The 16818-nt window shown below is 62.8% G+C and carries 16 protein-coding genes; 9 read left to right on the top strand and 7 right to left on the bottom strand.

Features of this window, described 5'->3' with window-relative positions; translation table 11 throughout:
• Positions 1 to 48: 48 nt before the first annotated feature.
• Entirely contained in the window at positions 49 to 2526 is a 2478-nt protein-coding gene (locus C2R25_RS19925; protein WP_103730857.1) for a TonB-dependent receptor, read from the bottom strand.
• Positions 2527 to 2814: 288 nt separating this feature from the next.
• On the opposite strand from C2R25_RS19925, the gene C2R25_RS19920 reads away from it, so the two are divergent.
• Positions 2815 to 3117 (top strand): putative quinol monooxygenase, encoded by a 303-nt coding sequence (locus C2R25_RS19920; RefSeq protein WP_103730856.1) that lies wholly within the window; start codon positions 2815 to 2817, stop codon positions 3115 to 3117.
• A complete protein-coding gene (locus C2R25_RS19915) occupies positions 3117 to 3419 on the top strand; it encodes a putative quinol monooxygenase (RefSeq protein WP_233204179.1) in 303 nt (100 codons plus the stop codon). The genes C2R25_RS19920 and C2R25_RS19915 overlap by 1 nt, the downstream gene beginning before the upstream one ends.
• 47 nt (positions 3420 to 3466) lie before the next feature.
• On the opposite strand, the gene C2R25_RS19910 is transcribed toward C2R25_RS19915, so the two are convergent.
• From C2R25_RS19910 to C2R25_RS19890, 5 genes are read right to left on the bottom strand one after another with little or no spacing between them, the layout of a single operon-like run.
• Positions 3467 to 4444 (bottom strand): NADPH:quinone oxidoreductase family protein, encoded by a 978-nt coding sequence (locus C2R25_RS19910; RefSeq protein ID WP_103730855.1) that lies wholly within the window; start codon positions 4442 to 4444, stop codon positions 3467 to 3469.
• A gap of 10 nt (positions 4445 to 4454) precedes the next feature.
• Positions 4455 to 5210, bottom strand: a complete 756-nt coding sequence (locus C2R25_RS19905) for an SDR family NAD(P)-dependent oxidoreductase (RefSeq protein WP_103730854.1) — start codon at positions 5208 to 5210, stop codon at positions 4455 to 4457.
• Position 5211: 1 nt separating this feature from the next.
• Entirely contained in the window at positions 5212 to 6531 is a 1320-nt protein-coding gene (locus C2R25_RS19900; RefSeq protein WP_103730853.1) for an acyl-CoA dehydrogenase family protein, read from the bottom strand.
• A 46-nt stretch (positions 6532 to 6577) separates the two neighbouring features.
• On the bottom strand, positions 6578 to 7645 hold the full coding sequence (locus C2R25_RS19895) for a phosphotransferase family protein (protein ID WP_103730852.1): 1068 nt from the start codon (positions 7643 to 7645) through the stop codon (positions 6578 to 6580).
• Complete coding sequence (locus C2R25_RS19890; protein ID WP_103730851.1) at positions 7635 to 8123, bottom strand: MarR family winged helix-turn-helix transcriptional regulator; 489 nt, start codon at positions 8121 to 8123, stop codon at positions 7635 to 7637. The genes C2R25_RS19895 and C2R25_RS19890 overlap by 11 nt, the downstream gene beginning before the upstream one ends.
• A gap of 177 nt (positions 8124 to 8300) precedes the next feature.
• Here C2R25_RS19890 and C2R25_RS19885 point away from each other — a divergent pair, with 177 nt between their 5' ends.
• From C2R25_RS19885 to C2R25_RS19870, 4 genes are all read left to right on the top strand, one after another.
• Positions 8301 to 8582 carry a hypothetical protein gene (locus C2R25_RS19885; protein ID WP_103730850.1) on the top strand — a complete coding sequence of 94 codons (282 nt, stop codon included), beginning with the start codon at positions 8301 to 8303 and terminating at the stop codon, positions 8580 to 8582.
• 77 nt (positions 8583 to 8659) lie between these two features.
• Positions 8660 to 9790 carry a glycosidase gene (locus C2R25_RS19880; protein ID WP_103730849.1) on the top strand — a complete coding sequence of 377 codons (1131 nt, stop codon included), beginning with the start codon at positions 8660 to 8662 and terminating at the stop codon, positions 9788 to 9790.
• Between the two features lie 177 nt (positions 9791 to 9967).
• The gene (locus tag C2R25_RS19875) at positions 9968 to 10384 is read left to right on the top strand and encodes a thioesterase family protein (protein ID WP_103730848.1); all 417 of its coding nucleotides are present in this window, start codon (positions 9968 to 9970) and stop codon (positions 10382 to 10384) included.
• A 136-nt stretch (positions 10385 to 10520) separates the two neighbouring features.
• Positions 10521 to 11006 (top strand): hypothetical protein, encoded by a 486-nt coding sequence (locus C2R25_RS19870; RefSeq protein ID WP_146049705.1) that lies wholly within the window; start codon positions 10521 to 10523, stop codon positions 11004 to 11006.
• A 21-nt stretch (positions 11007 to 11027) separates the two neighbouring features.
• Here the strand turns inward: C2R25_RS19870 and C2R25_RS19865 are convergent, their stop codons facing one another.
• Positions 11028 to 11870, bottom strand: a complete 843-nt coding sequence (locus C2R25_RS19865) for an exonuclease domain-containing protein (RefSeq protein WP_103730846.1) — start codon at positions 11868 to 11870, stop codon at positions 11028 to 11030.
• Positions 11871 to 11995: 125 nt separating this feature from the next.
• Between C2R25_RS19865 and C2R25_RS19860 the strand changes: the two genes are divergently transcribed.
• The 3 genes from C2R25_RS19860 to C2R25_RS19850 all read left to right on the top strand — a co-directional run bounded on the left by C2R25_RS19860 (position 11996) and on the right by C2R25_RS19850 (position 16773).
• Positions 11996 to 14257, top strand: a complete 2262-nt coding sequence (locus C2R25_RS19860; protein ID WP_103730845.1) for a S9 family peptidase — start codon at positions 11996 to 11998, stop codon at positions 14255 to 14257.
• 255 nt (positions 14258 to 14512) lie between these two features.
• A complete protein-coding gene (locus C2R25_RS19855) occupies positions 14513 to 15640 on the top strand; it encodes a glycosyltransferase (RefSeq protein WP_158250731.1) in 1128 nt (375 codons plus the stop codon).
• Positions 15637 to 16773, top strand: a complete 1137-nt coding sequence (locus tag C2R25_RS19850; protein ID WP_103730843.1) for a glycosyltransferase family 4 protein — start codon at positions 15637 to 15639, stop codon at positions 16771 to 16773. The genes C2R25_RS19855 and C2R25_RS19850 overlap by 4 nt, the downstream gene beginning before the upstream one ends.
• Positions 16774 to 16818 lie beyond the last annotated feature (45 nt).

Here is a 16818-nt window from a genome sequence, read left to right as displayed (position 1 = left end):
CTCCTTTCATTCGCGGGGACGGACCGGATCTTCTTGCCCTGCCGGTATTCAAAGATGGTCACCGAAAGAGACGCCAAGTTCGACGCCGAAATAGCGAGGCGGCCCGTACTGCGAATTGAGCCAGAGCCCGGCGACGTTCTGGATGCCGACCCGATAACGCTCGTCAGTCAGGTTCCTGCCGATCACGCGCACGTAATAGCGCTCATCAGCCTGCGCGAGCGTGAGCGATGCGTTCACCAGCGTCCGAGCGTTGAGGAAGGTATTGCCGAGCGGGTCATCGATGGCCTGCGTGTTGAGGTTGCGTCCGGTATAAGCCACGTTGCCGTTGAGCGTGATCTTGTGATCACTGCCAAGCGGAAGCGAGTAGGCGCCGTCGATGGTCCACTGCCATTTGGGCGCCCGGTCCAGCGGCGCGGACGCAAGATCGTACCCTGCGTTCTCCGCGGTGTAGCTGTTGTATTTGCCGTCCTGATAACCAAGCACGCCCCGCAGGGTCAGTCCTTCGATCGGAGTGGCGGAGAGCTCTGCCTCGATGCCCTTGACGGTGGCGCTGGCGGCGTTGACGAACAGCGTCACTTGGTTCGGCTGCCCATTCACCTGGATCGGAACGTTAAGCTGCTTCTGGAGATCCTTGTACTTTACGTAGAAACCGGTGAGATTGAAGCGGACCCGGTTGTCGAGGAACTGGGACTTGATGCCCGCCTCAAAACTGTCGGCGGTTTCCGGGCTCGTCGCGCGGGCAGCTTGCCGAAACGCGTCGAGGTCGCTTCCGAAAGCGGCAAACCCGCCGATCTGATCGTTGAAGCCGCCGCCCTTGTAACCCCTTGAATAGCCGCCGAAGATGAAGAGATCATCCGTTGCCTGATAGCTGATGCTGGCCCGATAGGTCGGCTCACGCCACTTGTCCTTCACGGTGACCACGCCCGCTGGGAAGTTGTAGACGCTTGCGTCCAGCGCTTCATCGATGACGATGCTGGGGTCGAAACCGCCATTCAGCGCCGGAATGTACGTTTGCTGCCGGCCCAGCCAGGTCTTGTCGTCCCAGGTGTAGCGCCCGCCCGCCGTTATCGTCAGCTTTTCGCCCAGCTTCAGCGTGCCTTCCAGGAACAGTGCACGCGACTTGGCCCGCTGCGCGTTGCACAGGAGATAGGGAGCGTCGTTGTTGTTGCCGAACGGAAGGGGACCCGCCGTCAGGTCAAGGAAGCCCAGCAGTTGCGCCACGCAGAAGTCGATCTTGTCGCGCTGATAGAAGCCACCCGCGACGAAGTTGAACGGCCCCTCCAGATCGGATGCGAAGCGTAGTTCCTGTTGCCAGGTCTTCCGGTTATCGTCGCGCGTGGCATCGAAGAAAGAAAGGTATTGACCATCCGGTGCAATCGCTGTGGCGCCGGCGTAGGAATTGGGAAGGCGGGACCATTGAGACCGATACCCGGACACCGATGTGATGGTGCCCACATCGGTGTTGTATTCGAGGTTCGCGTAGAAGCCGTCAACTGAAATCCGCTGCCCTTTGTCCATGTACATCAGGCCGTCGTGGCGCCCGGTGTACCCCGCCCGCTTGAGCGGATCCGTACCTTGTGCATCGGGATCGGTCAGCCCCAGAAGATCGGTCAGGAACGGATTGGTGCCCGTATAGAGATAGTTCTCGTTGACCGAGGGCACCGAGTCCGAGCGGTCGCGGATCCATTCATACTGGAAAAGCGCGCTGAAGTCCGGCGACGGCTCCACCAGTAACTTGGCGCGTGCCTGCCAGACGTCCTTCCCGCCAAGAGTCTCGCCGCCAAGGCACCCCTGCGCGCCCTGGAACTTGTTGGGCACGAAGCCGGCTACGGGTCCGTAGCAGGCACCGTTCTCGTAGTAACCGTCGGATTTCTCGTAGCCACCGACGATCCGCAGGGCCGCGATGTCCCCGATGGGCACGTTCATCGCAGCCTGTACCTTACGCTGACCGAAATCCCCGAATTCGGCACGGGCATCTACGCCCACATATTCCAGTTGCGGCCGCTTGGTACGTACCGTCACTACACCGCCGGTGGTGTTCTTGCCAAACAGCGTTCCCTGCGGGCCGCGAAGGACTTCGACCTGCGCGATGTCAAAGGGATCCAGCAACTGTGTCTGCACGGAGGGCACGACGAAGTCATCGACCAGCACCGCCACCGGCGGTTCGAAGTACACGATGATCGAGGTCTGGCCGACCCCGCGCATAGCGAAACTCGCCGCGTTGAAGTTCGCGATGGTCGCGGCAGAAAAATTGGGCACGAACGCCGCCAAGTCGCCAAGGTCGCGCGGTGCTGCCTGCGCGATCAGCGTACTGTCTACTGCTGAAACGGAGACGGGGGTGGATTGAAGGTCAGTGGCGCGCCGGGTCGCGGTCACGACGATCTCTGCCAATCCGGGGCTGGTTTGCGTGCTGGACTGTGACGCCGCGTCCGCCGTGGCTGTAGCCTGTGCGAACGCGGAAGTGCCTGCAAGTCCGGCGACAAGGGCAAACGCGCAAGACGAGCAGTAAAGCTGCCTGGTGATCATGCCTCTCTCCTAGTGCCCCGCCATTTTTTGCGGGTTCCACCAAGAAGTATCACGCTGACGGCGTTTGGCAATCATTCATGTATGTTTTTTTGTGCCATTCCCCTGTAGATGTATCCGCGGGCGATGCAGATGCACTTCGGCTGCTCGAAAGAACAAGCAAATACCAAACATTCGTGATTGTTTTCCTAGCCGCATCGCCTATGCTCCCGCCGGTACGCGTCAGAAAAAGGCGCGGCATCGGAGAGACGCTGCGGGCCTTGTGCTCGCCCCTGAGAGGAGAGGCCACACATGGCTTTCAGTTTCCTGTCTCGCTTCCGCGTTCGCGATGACCGGGAGAATGACTTCATTGCCCTTGCACGGCAAATGGAGGAGCTTTCGGCACGGGAGCCGGGAACTTTGCACTACAAGTTCTTCCGCTTGGCCGATCCGGGCATGTACGCCGTTCACGAAAGCTTCGTGGATGAGGCTGCCGACCAGGCGCACATGGCCTACGACCACAACAAGCCCCTGATAGAACAGATCGTCGCCTGCATGGAAGGCACGTACGAGCGCGAGATGCTGTTCGATCTTGCCCCGCACGGGAGGGCATGATGGCCATTGCCGCCAAAAGCTTCATCGCGCGGTTGCGGACCCGTCCTGAAAAACGTGCCGACATGATCGCTCTGCAATCCGAACTCAGGGAGCTGGTCTTCGAGAACGAGCCGGATGCGCTGATCTACGAGCTGTTCCAGTCGGAGACCGATCCGGACCTGTTCCAGATCGTCGCCACCTTCCGCGATGAAGCGGCCTATGAAAAACACATGCATATCGACTTTCACGATCGGCTTGTTCCACCGATCCTCTCCTGCCTGGCCGAGGACATGAAGCTGGATTTCTATCGCGCCTTGCAATGAAGCCGTCCCGCCATCGGGCGCTTCGGGCCAGCGGCGGGGTAGCTCGTTCAGTCCATGGTCAGGACAACGCGGCCTGCCGCTTTCCCGGAAAACGCCGCGTACATAGCCGCAACATGGTCCGAAATCGGACGCCGCTCTGCTATGGCGGGTGAGAATGCGCCTTGTGCCGCAAGCTCCATGACGGCACGGCGCATGGCCTCTGCTTCGGCAGGGCGCTTGAGTGCATGATCCCGCATCTGCACTCCGATCAAGCTCGACGACTTGAGCAGGGGCAGATTAGTACGGAGAGCCGCGATGCCGGCGGTGAAACCGATGACGAGATGCCGGCCGTCGTAGCCGAGGTTGCGGAAAGCAGGTTCCGTGGCGTCGCCTCCGACCGGGTCGAAGACTACGTCAATCGGCCTGCCGCCGTTTGCGGCAGCGACCTGCTCCCGCCAGTCCTGCGCCCCCGTTACGACGGTGGCGTGAGCGCCTCCCGCTTTGGCGAGTGCCCGCTTTTCCGGCGTTGAAGCGGAAGCGATGACATGCATTCCCAGATGCCGGCCTACCTGTATCGCCGCGTAACCCGTCCCACCGGCCGCGCCCAGCACAAGCAGGGTCTCTCCCGCCTTCGCTCGTCCACGATCGGTCAGGGCGTACCATGCAGTCTGATAATTCACGGCGAAAACGGCAGCTTCCTCGAAGCTCATGGTGTCAGGCACCCTGGTCATACCGGCCGCCTTGAACCGGTTCGCTTCCGCAAAGACCCCGCCGATACCGCCACAGAAGACCCGGTCACCCTCCTTCAGGTGAGTGACGCCCGCGCCGACCGCTTCCACCACGCCCGCCGCCTCGCTGCCCGGGATGAAGGGCAAAGGTGGCTTGAACTGGTACCGGCCCATGGCGGTGAGGACATCGACGTAGGACACCCCTGCGGCCTTGATGGCGACGCGGACCTCTCCTTCCTGCGGCGGACCCGGGTCGAACGCTTCCAGGGCATAGGCCTCGGGCGGCCCGAAGCTACGCCCAATGACAGCTGACGGCATGAAACCCTCCCTAATGTTGGCCGCCATCGCAGCGTACCAGCGAACCCGTCACGTTCACCGAAGCCGGGCTGGCAAGAAACAGAGCTGCCGTGATGATTTCTTCGGGGTTGGCAGCGTGGCCGCGGGGAATCGGGATAGGCCCCTGCCCCTTGTCCGGCCAGGCCTCGACGATATCGGTCCGGAAGGCGCCCGGCGAAAGCGTGTTGACGCGCACATGCGGTGCATACTCCCAAGCCAGCGATCGGCTCATCGCGTTCAAGGCGGCCTTGGATGAGCCATACGGCACGACCTGCGGCAGAGGCATCATCGAACCGGAGGAAGTGACATTGATGATGCAGCCGCCGGCGCCACCCGCCTCGGCCCGATCGAACATCCGCTTGCCCACGAGCGAAGATAGCCGGAACGGCCCCTTGAAGTTGAGACCCAGCACGGAATCGAAAAGCTTTTCCGAAACCTCGTGGCTGGGCATCCGCGGGCTCATACCGGCATTGTTCACGAGAATATCGATCATGCCGAACCGCGAACACGCCTCTTCGACAAGACGTTCGCAGTCCTCCCAGCGGCCGACATGGGCGCTGATCGCCAGAGCTTTGCATCCCAGCGCGCGCATCTCCTCGCACACCGCTTCGCAGGCATCCAGCTTTCGGCTTGCGACGATAACGTCAGCGCCGCGTTCCGCGAAAGCCCGCACCATCTGGTAGCCGAGTCCGCGGGAACCGCCCGTCACGAGAGCGACCTTGCCCGTAAAGTCGAACAGTGGGTCCACTTCAGGCCTCCCTTGCATTCGGATATCGCCTCAAGGCCTCGGCCGTACGCGTGGGGATATACTCGGTCGGGAATAGCCCGTCGGCAGGCGTCGTGGTCTTCATATAGGCCCGCGCGAGCTGCGACTTGTGGACGTCCGTCGGGCCATCGGCAAAGGCCAGTGACCAGTGCCCGGCGTACCAGTGTGCCAGCGGCATATCGAGCGAGATGCCGAGCGATCCATGAAGCTCGAGCGAGCGGCCAACCACGTCGTGGTACAGCTTGACGAGGCCGATCTTGCACATGCCGATCCATTTGCGCGCCGAGCCGTGCGGCATCCTGCCCGCTTCAACCTCGTCGATGATCCACGCCGTTTTGAGGACCAGCAGGCGGAACTGCTCGATCTCAAGGATTGAATCGGCAATCTTGGACTGGACCATCTGGTGATCACCCAGGAGTTTCCCGCGCGTCCTGCGCGACACGGCGCGTTCCAGCATCATCTCGAGGGCACGCTGGCACTTCCCGACAGTGCGCATGGCGTGGTGGATGCGCCCGCCGCCGAGGCGCGCCTGCGCAACCTTGAAGCCGCCTCCAAACTCCCCCAGCATATGATCGGCAGGGATGCGCACCTTGTCGTAGTGGATATGGGCGTGGTGCCCTTCTTCCGGGTCTGTGTCTCCGACAATCGCCACGTTGCGCAGGATCCTGATGCCGGGCGTGTCGGCCGGCACGATGAACATGCTCATCCGCTCTGTAAGAGGCGCGGCCGGATCGGTGACCGCCATCACCAGCAGAAAAGTCGCGAGCTTCGCGTTGGACGAGAACCACTTCTCGCCTTCAATCTCCCATTCCTCCTCGCCGCTGTCGTTCGTCACCCTTGTCGCGCGGCAGGTGAACTCACCTGGATCAGCACCGCCCTGCGGCTCGGTCATCGAGAAGCAGGAGACGATATCGCCGTCCATGAGCGGCTGAAGGTACTTCTCCTTCTGCTCAGCCGTTCCAAACATAGCCAGGATCTCGGCGTTACCGGTATCCGGCGCTGCCGTGCCGAACACCGTAGGAGCCCAGGAGGAGCGGCCAATGATCTCGTTCATCAGGGCCAGCTTGACCTGGCCGTAGCCCGGCCCGCCGAGGTTGGGACCCAGATGGCAGGCCCAAAGCCCCCTGGCCTTCACTTGCTCCTGAAGCGGTTTCAGGTGCCGTCTTGCGTCGCTCCGATGCGTTTCGAAGTTCACCGAATTGCCGGGCCAGAGCAGGTCCATCGTCTCGCATTCCTCGCGGACGAATGTCTCCATCCAATCGAGCTTGGCTTGGAATTCAGGTTCTATGGAAAAGTCTATCATGACATCCTCTCGGCCGCTGCAGGCGGCGGCTACGCTCTTGTTATGACTAGGCCTGCCGCGCGATCTGTGCCGCCGTCTCACGAAAGCAATTCTCCACGATCCGCGCGAAGAAGCGCCCCGTCTCCTTCGGCAGAATGCCAGCTTCCGCCTGGGCAACCTTGTATTCAAGGAGGCAGCCGGACTTGAACTTGGCAAGGATGGAGAACCATTCGAAGTCCCGGATATCCCTGCCGGTCCCCGCACAATAGTAGCGGGCGAGTTCCTGCTTGGTGGGCAGGTTCGCCGGGTTGTTCAACGCGGTCGGGAATTCCTTGTACGGGTCCTCCTCGTCGCGAAGACCTCCCGTGAACCAGCCGAGATCGATCATCGGGTCGCCGATGGTCGACAACTCCCAATCGATCATCGCCGCGAGCCGGGCTGGTGGGCCGTGATGGAACATCATGTTGGGCGTTCCCACGTCGCCATGAATGATGCCGCGCACTTCGTCCGGGAGACGGGCGTGGCGGAGCCATTCCTCTGTTTCGGCGTAGCCTTCGAGTATGCGGCCCTCATACCCGTAGCGCTCCTTGTAGGACGCGAGTTGGCCAGCCCAGCGATTGACCTGCCGCTCCAGGAACTTGCCCGGTTTGCCGAAATCCCCCAGCCCGATCGCTTCATGATCGACATTCGCCAGAGCTATGAGTCCGTCGACGATGGCGAAGGGAATGCCATATTCGTAGGGCATCGCATTGAACGGCGGTTCATTGTGGATCTTCTCGTCCCGCAGATTTGGGGCCCATCCCGCCACCCTCTCCATGACGTAGAAGGGCGCGCCGACGACGGCCGTGTCCGCGCAGGAACCGTAGCAGTGGGGGTGGGGAACCTGCGTTGCCCCCAGGGCCGTGAGGACGCGCGCTTCGCGCAGAACGCCCTTCTCCGCCCCCGGCGGAGGAACGGCCGGAGGACGGCGCATCACCATTGGCTTCTCCCCCCGGTCGAGGGTCAGCACCACGTTGGATGTGCCCCCGGAGAGAAGCGACGTCCTGAGCGGCCCACGGCCGAGTTCGGGGACGTTCGCGTCCAACCAGTCGGTCAGCGGACCGATGGGCGCAAGTTGATCGAGGTCAGCTTCCATGGTCGTCTCCTCGGGGGTTGCCCGCAGTCCTGAGATGCGCCTCGATCTGTTTGCGCAGCCCGTTCAGTATCGCCGTTGCGTCGCTGACTTGCCCTTCATCCAGAGATGGCATCAACTCAGCCGCTATCGCATCGGCGCGGATGTCTATCCGCCTCTTGAGCTCGAGACCCTCGGCCGTCGGTCCCAGCAGCACCGCACGCTTGTGGTCGGGGTTCGCCACAGCTTCGATCAGCCCCGCCTGCCGCAGGGAATTGGCGGCGCGTTGCACAAGCTGGCGATCATAGCCCATGGAGCGGGCTATCTGGGCGACGGTGAGTGCGCGGTTGTTGGCCCGAGCCGCCTCAACCACCGAGTTGAGGACCATCTGCTCACTGTCATTCAACCCGCAGCCCTTGCGTGCATCGGCAAAGACGCTGCGCAACCGGCTGCTCAGGCGAAGTGTCTCGTCGACAAGAGGAACAAGCGGATGTCTGCTCATGACATGATCGTGTCAATTTGACATGATTGCGTCAATGCGAGCCGAATAACATCGCTCCGGTGGTATCCCATACCTTGCCTGACTTCGACCGTTCGGAAAGGGGACTCCTCTCGCCCTTCTTAAACAGCCGGGAACATCGCGTGCGTTGACGCGGTTCTGTGCGGGAGGAGATGCCCCATGCATGACAAGACCACCGCAAGCCGAGCCGAAGCCGCGAAGACGGACGCAGCCTCTGCTCCTGTGCTGAACGGCGTCGACGCCCAGCGGGTGAACGAGCAGGAACTGCGTGAAGCCGTGGCCGGCAAGGAAGCGAAACCCTTTGCTCCGGACGGGGATGAAGTCTGGGCCACCGGCGCGGACGACAGCCAGCTTCCAGCCGGAGGCAAGGTGCCCGATCGCGATGCCTTACGTCGGAACGCCGGCCGAGAAGCCGCGAGCGGCGAACCGTCTTCGGAATGATCCATGCTGCCGGGCATACAAGATGAGGGGCGATCGATGATCGGAGCAGCCACACAAATTCCTGAGGATGTGATCCGATGAAATATCTGGTCGATCGCCTCGTCATCACTCCGCAGGACGTCGACCTTTCCCGCTCGCCGCTGGCGGGGCAGCTCGACGCGGAAACGTATGTTCTTGGCGCCTTCAACCCGGGACTGACCCGTCTGGCGAACGGCAACCTTCTTGCCATGGTTCGCATCGCAGAAGCCCTCCGTCACCCGGTGCGGAGCGGCCACGTGCATGCCATCCGCTGGGAATCCGACAGCGCAAGGGGCCGCTACGTGCTCGACGCCTGGCCGTTGGAATACGTTGACACCGCCGATCCGCGCAAGTTCATGCTGCGCGGAGGAGGGTGGCGCATCATGGCGCTGACATCGCTTTCATGGCTGCTTCCAGTGGAGCTTTCGCCTGACGGTCTGGAGATCGTTGCATTCCACTACGACCGTGCGATTGCGCCTGCGTACGACTTCCAGTGCTACGGAGTCGAGGATGCTCGCATCAGCCGGGTCGGCGACCGATATCTCATGACCACGTGTTCGGTCAGCCCGGAGCGGCACTCGACCACGCTCTACAGCTCCGAAGACGGCTTGGACTGGACATTCGAAGCGATCGTCCTGGATCACCAAAACAAGGACATGCTGATCTTCGAAGGCCTGATGGAGGGACAGTACTGGGCACAGACGCGGCCGCTGGGCGATCTGTACTTTGCCTACCCACCCGGGAGCGAGTGGCGGGCGGGTCCTTCCATCAACCTGGCGCATTCTCCCGATGCCCTGTTCTGGAAGCCTTGGCACAAGCCCGGCATTCGTCCGCACGCGGCGACCGTCGCAACGGCCCGCATGGGGGGCGGCACGCCGCCCATTCTCACGGACGAAGGATGGCTGACGCTGTGGCATGGCGTGGAGCCTAAGGAGGTGGTGGGCGTCTACCGCACCTACTGGTCCCTGCTCGACAAGAACGATCCCAGTTGTGTTCTTCGGACGGAGCACGAGCCGCTGCTGGAACCGGACGCCGAGCTGACCCGGCCGCTGGAGGACCTGATGTACCTGCGGGACGTCGTCTTCACCACCGGCATCGCGGACGCGGGGGATCACTATGTGGTCGCTTCCGGGGAAGCCGATCTGGCCTGCCGGATCACTCACATACCAAAGAGCCGATTCGCCGGCTGAACCTGCGGTTTCGATCCGGCAGGTCCGTGACGGGGAAGCGGCCGCTTCCTTCTGCGCGGAATTCGTTGGCACAGGCGTCTCGCTCCTGTGTCGCCAAGAGAAAATCCTATCCATCCGGCGCCCGAGGGGACTCTTTGCGCTACCTTTCGAGCCGCCGGGATGGTACAAGGAGCCATTGTGAGCACCGCCATCCCCCATTTCTACCCTGTTGGAATCGATGCTGAAGACATCGACTTCATGGGGCATGTCAACAACGCAAGCTACCTCAAGTGGGTACAGGCTGCCGTCCTCGATCACTGGCGCGCCCTTGCCCCGTCTGACGCTGTCGCCCGGCACCTCTGGGTGGCGCTCAAGCATGAGATAACCTATCGCCGCCCCGCCTTCATCGACGACGATGTGATCGCTACCGTGCTCCTCGAAAAGGTGCAGGGGGCCCGCGCATTCTACGAAACGGTCATCCGCCGCGGCGAAGAAGTGCTGGCGGAGGTGAAATCAAGCTGGTGCTGTATCGATGCAGACACCCGCCGCCCGGCAAGACTCGCCCGCGATACGATCCAGCGTTTCTTCCAGACGGGCCAGACTGAACCGGCCTGAAGTCGCCACCGGCTGCCGTGGCTGACGAAGCGCGCCGCTCGCAAGCTGGCTCCATTCGTTATCCCAAGAGCCTGCCTTTTCGGAACGGGTTTTGAACCAAAGCGTTGATCTTCCGTAGCTAGACGGGAGAAAGGCGATGCACCTATGGCCGAAAATGCTGCTGGGGACATCCTGCGCCGCTGTCCTGGGACTTGTCGCCTCCAGCCTTGTTCCCACCCGGATGACCGGCCTGGATGAGAGTCCGCTTGATGCTTATGGCATCACCCTCGCACTCACGGGGACGGAAGCGGATGGCGCACCCGAGCCCGTGATCGACGCCGACGTCGCTTCGGGTGCGCCTTACTGGCTTTTCGGCGCGAATGCGAAGGCTGAGGAGGCCGACTATGCCTCTTTCGATGAGCAACTGGCCTTCAGTGACGAGGAAGACCCGTTGCGCCCAGCCACCCACATGATCGGCAACCGTCCCGTGGAGATGGTTGCAGAGGCTGCGGAAGATGCGGCCGCCGATGTGCAGCAGGCCGAGTTTGCCGAGCCAGCGGTGAGCGGTCCCGCCGTGCTTGTCACAGCGCCCGTTCAGAAGCCTCCGGTCATCATCCTGACACCGCCGCCGACGATCCGCTGACCGAACCGCACTTGTGCAACGTCAGGCGGGAACCGCTTCCGCACAGACCTTCCTGCGCAGCTCTTCCTCGCTGATTATGCTCAGCGGACGCCCCATTTCCTGCAGTTCCTTCGCCCGCCGATAGAGCCGGCTTGTTCCGACCCAGCGGCCATATGGCTGTGCCGTCGCGATCACCAGGATCGTGGTCGTGCTACCGGCCGAGCGTACGACCCGCCCGCCCCTGGACGCAATGAAGGCGGCCAGTCTGCCATCGGCTTCTTCTCCAAGGATGACCACCCGCTCACCCTTCAGCGGCCCTTCGTCTGCCGGCGCCGGTGGCTTGGCGCGCGGGGGCGTGGAGTTCGCCAACCATCCCTGCAGGCCGATCCCTGTATGCTCGATGGCCTTGATGATCACCCACCCTGCGGCGCGCGCGTCGCTGAGTGCGTCGTGGTGCCGGTGCTCGATGCCCAGAAAGCGGGAGAGGACGTTCAGCTTGTGGTTGGCCAGCTGCGGCCAGGCCTGCTTGGCGACCCTGACGCTGTCCAGCCATCGCGCGGCGATCGGCGCGTGGTCTCCAAGACGGCAGGCCGCGGCCAGCGCGCCCTTGTCGAACCACGAGTGAGCCACTGTAACGCGGTTACCGAGGTATCCGTCTATCACACCATGGATATCGCCGAAGGTGGGCTTCCCAGCTACATGATCCGGCCTGATCCCATGTATCCCGACGTTGAACGGCGCGAACTCGTCGCGCGGATCCACCAGCGTCTCATAAGCGAAGACCTCCTGCCCGTCTTTGAACCCCACGATGCCGATCTGGCAGATGCTGCTGACCCGGGCGCAGGCGGTTTCCACGTCGACGACCACGAAATCGAGGTTGTCCAAGGATGACCGGGAGTCGTGTGGCTCGGACTTCGGGAAGCATGGGGAGATCGTCATTTCGTGGACATAGCAGACAGATAGGGGCCTCACCACTTTCCCTGTCCTCAGCACGGCTCTAGGGAAAGGACATGAACCGAATCCGTCTGTTGAGCGCCTGCATCCTGGCAGCGCTTCCTGCCGCCATGTGCTTCCCAGCCCTTGCTGCCACCGCCGAACGGAGTGCTCCCGCCGTGTCCTCTACGGATCTGACCTTTGAGCGCGTCTTTGCCAGCCCTTCGCTGGACGGGCCGATGCCGCGCGCCGTGCGCGTTTCACCGGACGGGCGTTACATCACGCTGCTGCGCAACCGGGAGACCGACAAGGACCGCTACGATCTCTGGGCTTTCGACAGAACCGCGCGCGAATGGCGCATGCTCGTCGATTCGCTGAAGCTCGGTTCAGGGCGCGAGTTGAGCGAAGCGGAAAAGATGCAGCGTGAGCGCCAGCGGGTCGGCAGCCTGAAAGGTATCATCGCCTACGACTGGACCGAGAACAGCAAGGCCGTGATGGTGCCGCTGGATGGCGACCTGTATCTGGCAGATGTCGACGGCAGTGTCCGCCGCCTGACGAACTCCGCCGAAGACGAACTCAATGCCGCTCTCAGCCCAAAAGGAACTTCGGTGTCGTTCGTCCGGGACGGCCGCCTCTGGGTCGGACCGCTTACGGGCGAGAGCCATAGGCCCATCACGCCCGAGGAAACGTCCTCGACCGTGCACTGGGGCGAGGCCGAGTTCGTGGCCCAGGAGGAAATGGGCCGCATGACGGGGTACTGGTGGTCACCTGACGACGCCTGGATCGCGGTGGAGCGCTACGACGAGGCCGACGTGGGCGTCGTCACCCGCACCGCTATTGGCGCGGAAGGCACCCGCACATACCAGCAGCGCTACCCTGCGGCGGGCACACCCAACGCAGTGGTTTCCCTTCACGTCATGAAGCCCGACGGCAGCCATCGGGTGGATGTGGATCTCGGCGCGGACCGCGACATCTATGTCGCCCGCGTCGACTGGGCGCGCGACGGCAAGACCCTCTACGTGCAGCGCCAGAACCGCGAGCAGACCCGGCTGGACATGCTGGCGGTCGATCCGCAGACTGGCCGCAGCCGGGTTCTTTTCACGGAGACCGCCTCGAAGGGCAGCTGGACCAATCTAACGGACAACTACCGGTTCCTGTCCGACGGAAGCCTGCTCTGGTGGTCCGAGCGGGATGGCTATGGCCATCTGTATCACTTCCGCGAGGGCAAGTGGAAACAGATCACGTCCGGGAAGTGGGTCGTCACCAAGCTTGTTTCCGTCGATGAAAAGAACGGACGGGTTCTGTTCGTCGGCAATCGAGACGATGTGCTGGCGCCTCAGCTCTACGCGGTCAACCTGGCCAAGCCCGGAACACCGCAGAGATTGACCGAGATGGGCTGGTCAAACGCTGCCTCCGCCAGCCTTGACGGCGCCACTCTGCTCATTACCCGCTCCTCCCCGACCCAGCCCTCGCAAACCTACATCGCGGACAAGGAAGGCGAGCGCCTTGCCTGGGTCGAAGAAAACAGGCTGGACGCAGACCACCCCTACGCCCCCTATGTCGCAAGCCACCGCCCCACGACGTTCGGCACGATCAAGGCTGCCGATGGCTCCGACCTGCACTGGATGATGGTGACGCCGCCGCTTAAGCCGGGCACGCGCTATCCGGTGTTCTTCGAGCACTACGGCGGGCCGCACGTCCAGACGGTCAGCCGGGCGTGGGATGGTGCCCTGCCGCAGGCAATCGTCGACAGAGGCTACGTCTACTTCGCCATAGACAACCGCGGCAGCGCCAATCGCGGCGTGGCGTTCGAATCGCAGATCCGCGAAGCGATGGGATCGGTTGAAGTCGAGGACCAGAAAAGCGGCGCCAACTATCTCAAGACGCTCGACTTCGTAGATCCCGACAAGATCGCGACTTACGGTTGGTCCTACGGCGGATACATGACGCTCAAGATGCTGCAGGCGGACCCCGGCCTTTATGCTGCAGGCATTTCCGGTGCTCCGGTGACGAAGTGGGAACTTTACGACACCCATTACACCGAACGCTACATGGGCGACCCGCGCCGCGTCCCGGGCGCCTATCGAAAGGCCAACACACTCGAGAACGCCGGCAAGGTCACGGACCCCTTGCTGCTCATCCACGGCATGTCCGACGACAACGTCGTCCTCGACAACAGCACGACTTTGGTCGCTAAGATGCAGGCCGAGGCCACCCCGTTCGAGATGATGCTCTATCCAGGTCAGACGCACGCGGTTCGCGGCCCACGCATAAGCGTGCATCTGTGGACCTCGATCTTCAACTTCCTCGAACGGAACGGCGTCACGCCGCCGAAATGAACTTTGGTAAGGGATGGGCCGGAGCGTTTGCCACACGTCCGGCCCATCTGCCAAAGCGCATCACTGATTTCTCCAAGAAATCAGGCCCTGCCCCGTCCGGCCAACCTTCTCGAAAATGCAGGGCCGCCACCCCTTTTGACCCTCGGGTCCATCCCTATGGTGGAGTCGTGAAGCTGAACTGACCGCTCTAGCCTGAGACGAACTCAGGAAGGTTGGCAGCAAGCGATGGCAGGACGGGCACCTCTCCAGGCTCTTATGGTCATAAACTCGCTTGCCGGCGGGGGGGCGGAGCGTGTGTTTTCCACTCTCGTCCGCCAGTTGCACAGCCAGTCGCAAGAACTTTCCATCACGGTGGTCCTGCTCGACGAGGAGCCCCACGAGGCTTACACCCTCCCCGATGGTGTCAGCGTGGTGCGCCTCGATACCAAGGGCGGCATCGTCCGCAGTATCGCGGGGCTGTACAAGCTGGTACGCCGCCTGAGACCCGATATCGCCCTTTCGTTCCTGTCGCGGGCCAACATCGCGACGATCGTTGCGATGCAGGCGGTCGGCCGGCCGGCGATCGTCAGTGAGCGCGTCCACACGAGCGCGCATCTGGCGACGAGCCGGCTGGCATTCATCAGCCGTTTCCTGATCCGCAACTGCTATCCCCGGGCGCAGCAGGTTATCGCCGTATCCCAAGGGGTGGCTGATGGGCTGGAGGAAGAGTTCGCCGTCAGCCGTGCAAGAACCTGCGTGATCTACAACCCGGTGGACGTCGCAGGAATACGCGAGCTTGCAGCGCAGGAACCGGAGATCGCGGTGTCCTCCGATGACTTCGTCACGATGGGCCGCCTCGTTCCCAACAAGAACACGGCGATGGCCATTCGCGCGCTCTCCCGCTCCGGCATCGCGGGCAGGCTGCTGGTCCTTGGCGAAGGTCCGCTTCGCGCGGAGTTGGAGGCGTTGGCTCAGGAACTGGGTCTAGGTCCGCGTGTCCACTTCGCGGGGTTCGTGGCCAACCCGCACGCCATACTCGCCCGGGCCGGAGGGTATCTGCTGACCTCCAACGCCGAGGGTTTTCCGAACGCAATGGTCGAAGCGATGGCGACCGGTCTGCCGGTGATCGCCACCGACTGCCCCTCCGGACCTGCCGAGATACTGGGTGTCGAACTTGACTATGGCGACGTGGCGTGGGGCCGGGGCGGCGTGCTCGTGGCCATGAGCGACGACGCGGCGATGGCCAGATGCATGGACCGGTTCCTTGATCCGGGCGTGCGTGAGAAGGTTTCCCGGGAGGCTTCGGACAGGGTGGAGGCCTTCTCAATGGAACATGCCGTCGAGATGTTCCGCCGGCGCATTGTTTCAACGGCACTGGGCGGTCGCGAGGAGGCCTGCGCATGAAGGTCTTCGTCACCGGTCTTCGCGGCATCCCCGGCGTCATGGGCGGCGTCGAGACCCATTGCGAGGAACTGCTGCCGCGCCTGGCCCGGATCAATCCCGACATACACATCGAAGTTTGCTGCCGCGCAGCCTACGTCGACCCTGCTCTCCGCAGCTTCCGCGGCGTCGGTCTGGCTCCTCTCTATGCCCCGGACACCACCTCCTCCGAGGCTCTGGTCTCCACCTTAATCGGTGTCCTTCACGCGTGGCGCCGAGGGGCAGAAGCGCTGCATATCCATGCCGTGGGGCCGGCACTCCTCGCGCCTCTCGCCAAGGTCTTGGGGATGCGCGTACTGCTTACGCACCATGGCGCGGATTACGACCGGGCGAAATGGGGTGCGCTAGCCCGCCGCATGCTGGTCCTTGGAGAGAAGATGGGAATGCGTTTCGCGGATCGCATCATCTGCGTCTCTCCCTCGCTCGCGCAAAGAATGCAGCAGCGCTACCCTTTCGCCGCGCAAAAGACGGTCTTCATCCCCAACGGCGTCAGCCCGCCCGATCCGCCCGACCGTCCGGCAGCCGAGGTGCTGCGGGAGCTTCAGCTGCAGCCCGGAAGGTTCGTTCTTTGCGTCGCCCGACTGGTGCCGGAGAAAGGGCTCGATTACCTGATCGAGGCCTTCCGCAGGAGCGGCGACGAACGAACGCTTGTCATCGCCGGAGCCGGAAAGAAGGGAGACGCTTTCGCGGACCGTCTGCTCAAGGAAGCTGCCCCGGACGTGCGGATGCTTGGCATGCAGACACGCTCGACCCTGGGGGTGCTCTATCGCAACGCCTCATTGTTCGTGCTCCCCTCGTTCCACGAGGGCCTTCCCATAGCGGCGCTGGAGGCGCTTTCCTGCAACTGCCCGGTGCTGCTGAGCGACATTCAGCCCAACCTCGACCTGGACCTGCCGGAGCAGTGCTATTTCCCGGTAGGCGATGTCGAGGAACTGGCGGCACGACTAGGGGATCATGGCGCCACGCGTGAGCATGCGGAGGCCGACATCCCTGCCATTCTGATGGGTTGGGACGAAGTGGCGACGCTGACCGCCTCCTGCTACCGTGAAATGGTCCCGCTTCAGGCCTGCGCCACGCGTCTTCGCAATGCCGGCTGACCTCCCGCTCCTCCTGCCCTGCAACCAAGACGACAGACCCAGCGC

Origin of the sequence: Novosphingobium sp. HII-3 (genome assembly GCF_002916655.1) — a bacterium.
Classification (GTDB): Bacteria; Pseudomonadota; Alphaproteobacteria; order Sphingomonadales; family Sphingomonadaceae; genus Novosphingobium; species Novosphingobium panipatense.
The sequence above is the reverse complement of the archived record's forward strand: the minus strand, read 5'-3'. Positions and strand labels throughout refer to the sequence as shown.

What these genes read in the sequence shown, in the direction of transcription:
- C2R25_RS19925 (WP_103730857.1), bottom strand. Translation starts at nt 2,526, where the DNA reads ATGATCACCAGGCAGCTTTACTGCTCGTCTTGCGCGTTTGCCCTTGTC.
- C2R25_RS19920 (WP_103730856.1), top strand. Translation starts at nt 2,815, where the DNA reads ATGGCTTTCAGTTTCCTGTCTCGCTTCCGCGTTCGCGATGACCGGGAG.
- C2R25_RS19915 (WP_233204179.1), top strand. Translation starts at nt 3,117, where the DNA reads ATGGCCATTGCCGCCAAAAGCTTCATCGCGCGGTTGCGGACCCGTCCT.
- C2R25_RS19910 (WP_103730855.1), bottom strand. Translation starts at nt 4,444, where the DNA reads ATGCCGTCAGCTGTCATTGGGCGTAGCTTCGGGCCGCCCGAGGCCTAT.
- C2R25_RS19900 (WP_103730853.1), bottom strand. Translation starts at nt 6,531, where the DNA reads ATGATAGACTTTTCCATAGAACCTGAATTCCAAGCCAAGCTCGATTGG.
- C2R25_RS19895 (WP_103730852.1), bottom strand. Translation starts at nt 7,645, where the DNA reads ATGGAAGCTGACCTCGATCAACTTGCGCCCATCGGTCCGCTGACCGAC.
- C2R25_RS19890 (WP_103730851.1), bottom strand. Translation starts at nt 8,123, where the DNA reads ATGAGCAGACATCCGCTTGTTCCTCTTGTCGACGAGACACTTCGCCTG.
- C2R25_RS19885 (WP_103730850.1), top strand. Translation starts at nt 8,301, where the DNA reads ATGCATGACAAGACCACCGCAAGCCGAGCCGAAGCCGCGAAGACGGAC.
- C2R25_RS19880 (WP_103730849.1), top strand. Translation starts at nt 8,660, where the DNA reads ATGAAATATCTGGTCGATCGCCTCGTCATCACTCCGCAGGACGTCGAC.
- C2R25_RS19870 (WP_146049705.1), top strand. Translation starts at nt 10,521, where the DNA reads ATGCACCTATGGCCGAAAATGCTGCTGGGGACATCCTGCGCCGCTGTC.
- C2R25_RS19860 (WP_103730845.1), top strand. Translation starts at nt 11,996, where the DNA reads ATGAACCGAATCCGTCTGTTGAGCGCCTGCATCCTGGCAGCGCTTCCT.
- C2R25_RS19855 (WP_158250731.1), top strand. Translation starts at nt 14,513, where the DNA reads ATGGTCATAAACTCGCTTGCCGGCGGGGGGGCGGAGCGTGTGTTTTCC.
- C2R25_RS19850 (WP_103730843.1), top strand. Translation starts at nt 15,637, where the DNA reads ATGAAGGTCTTCGTCACCGGTCTTCGCGGCATCCCCGGCGTCATGGGC.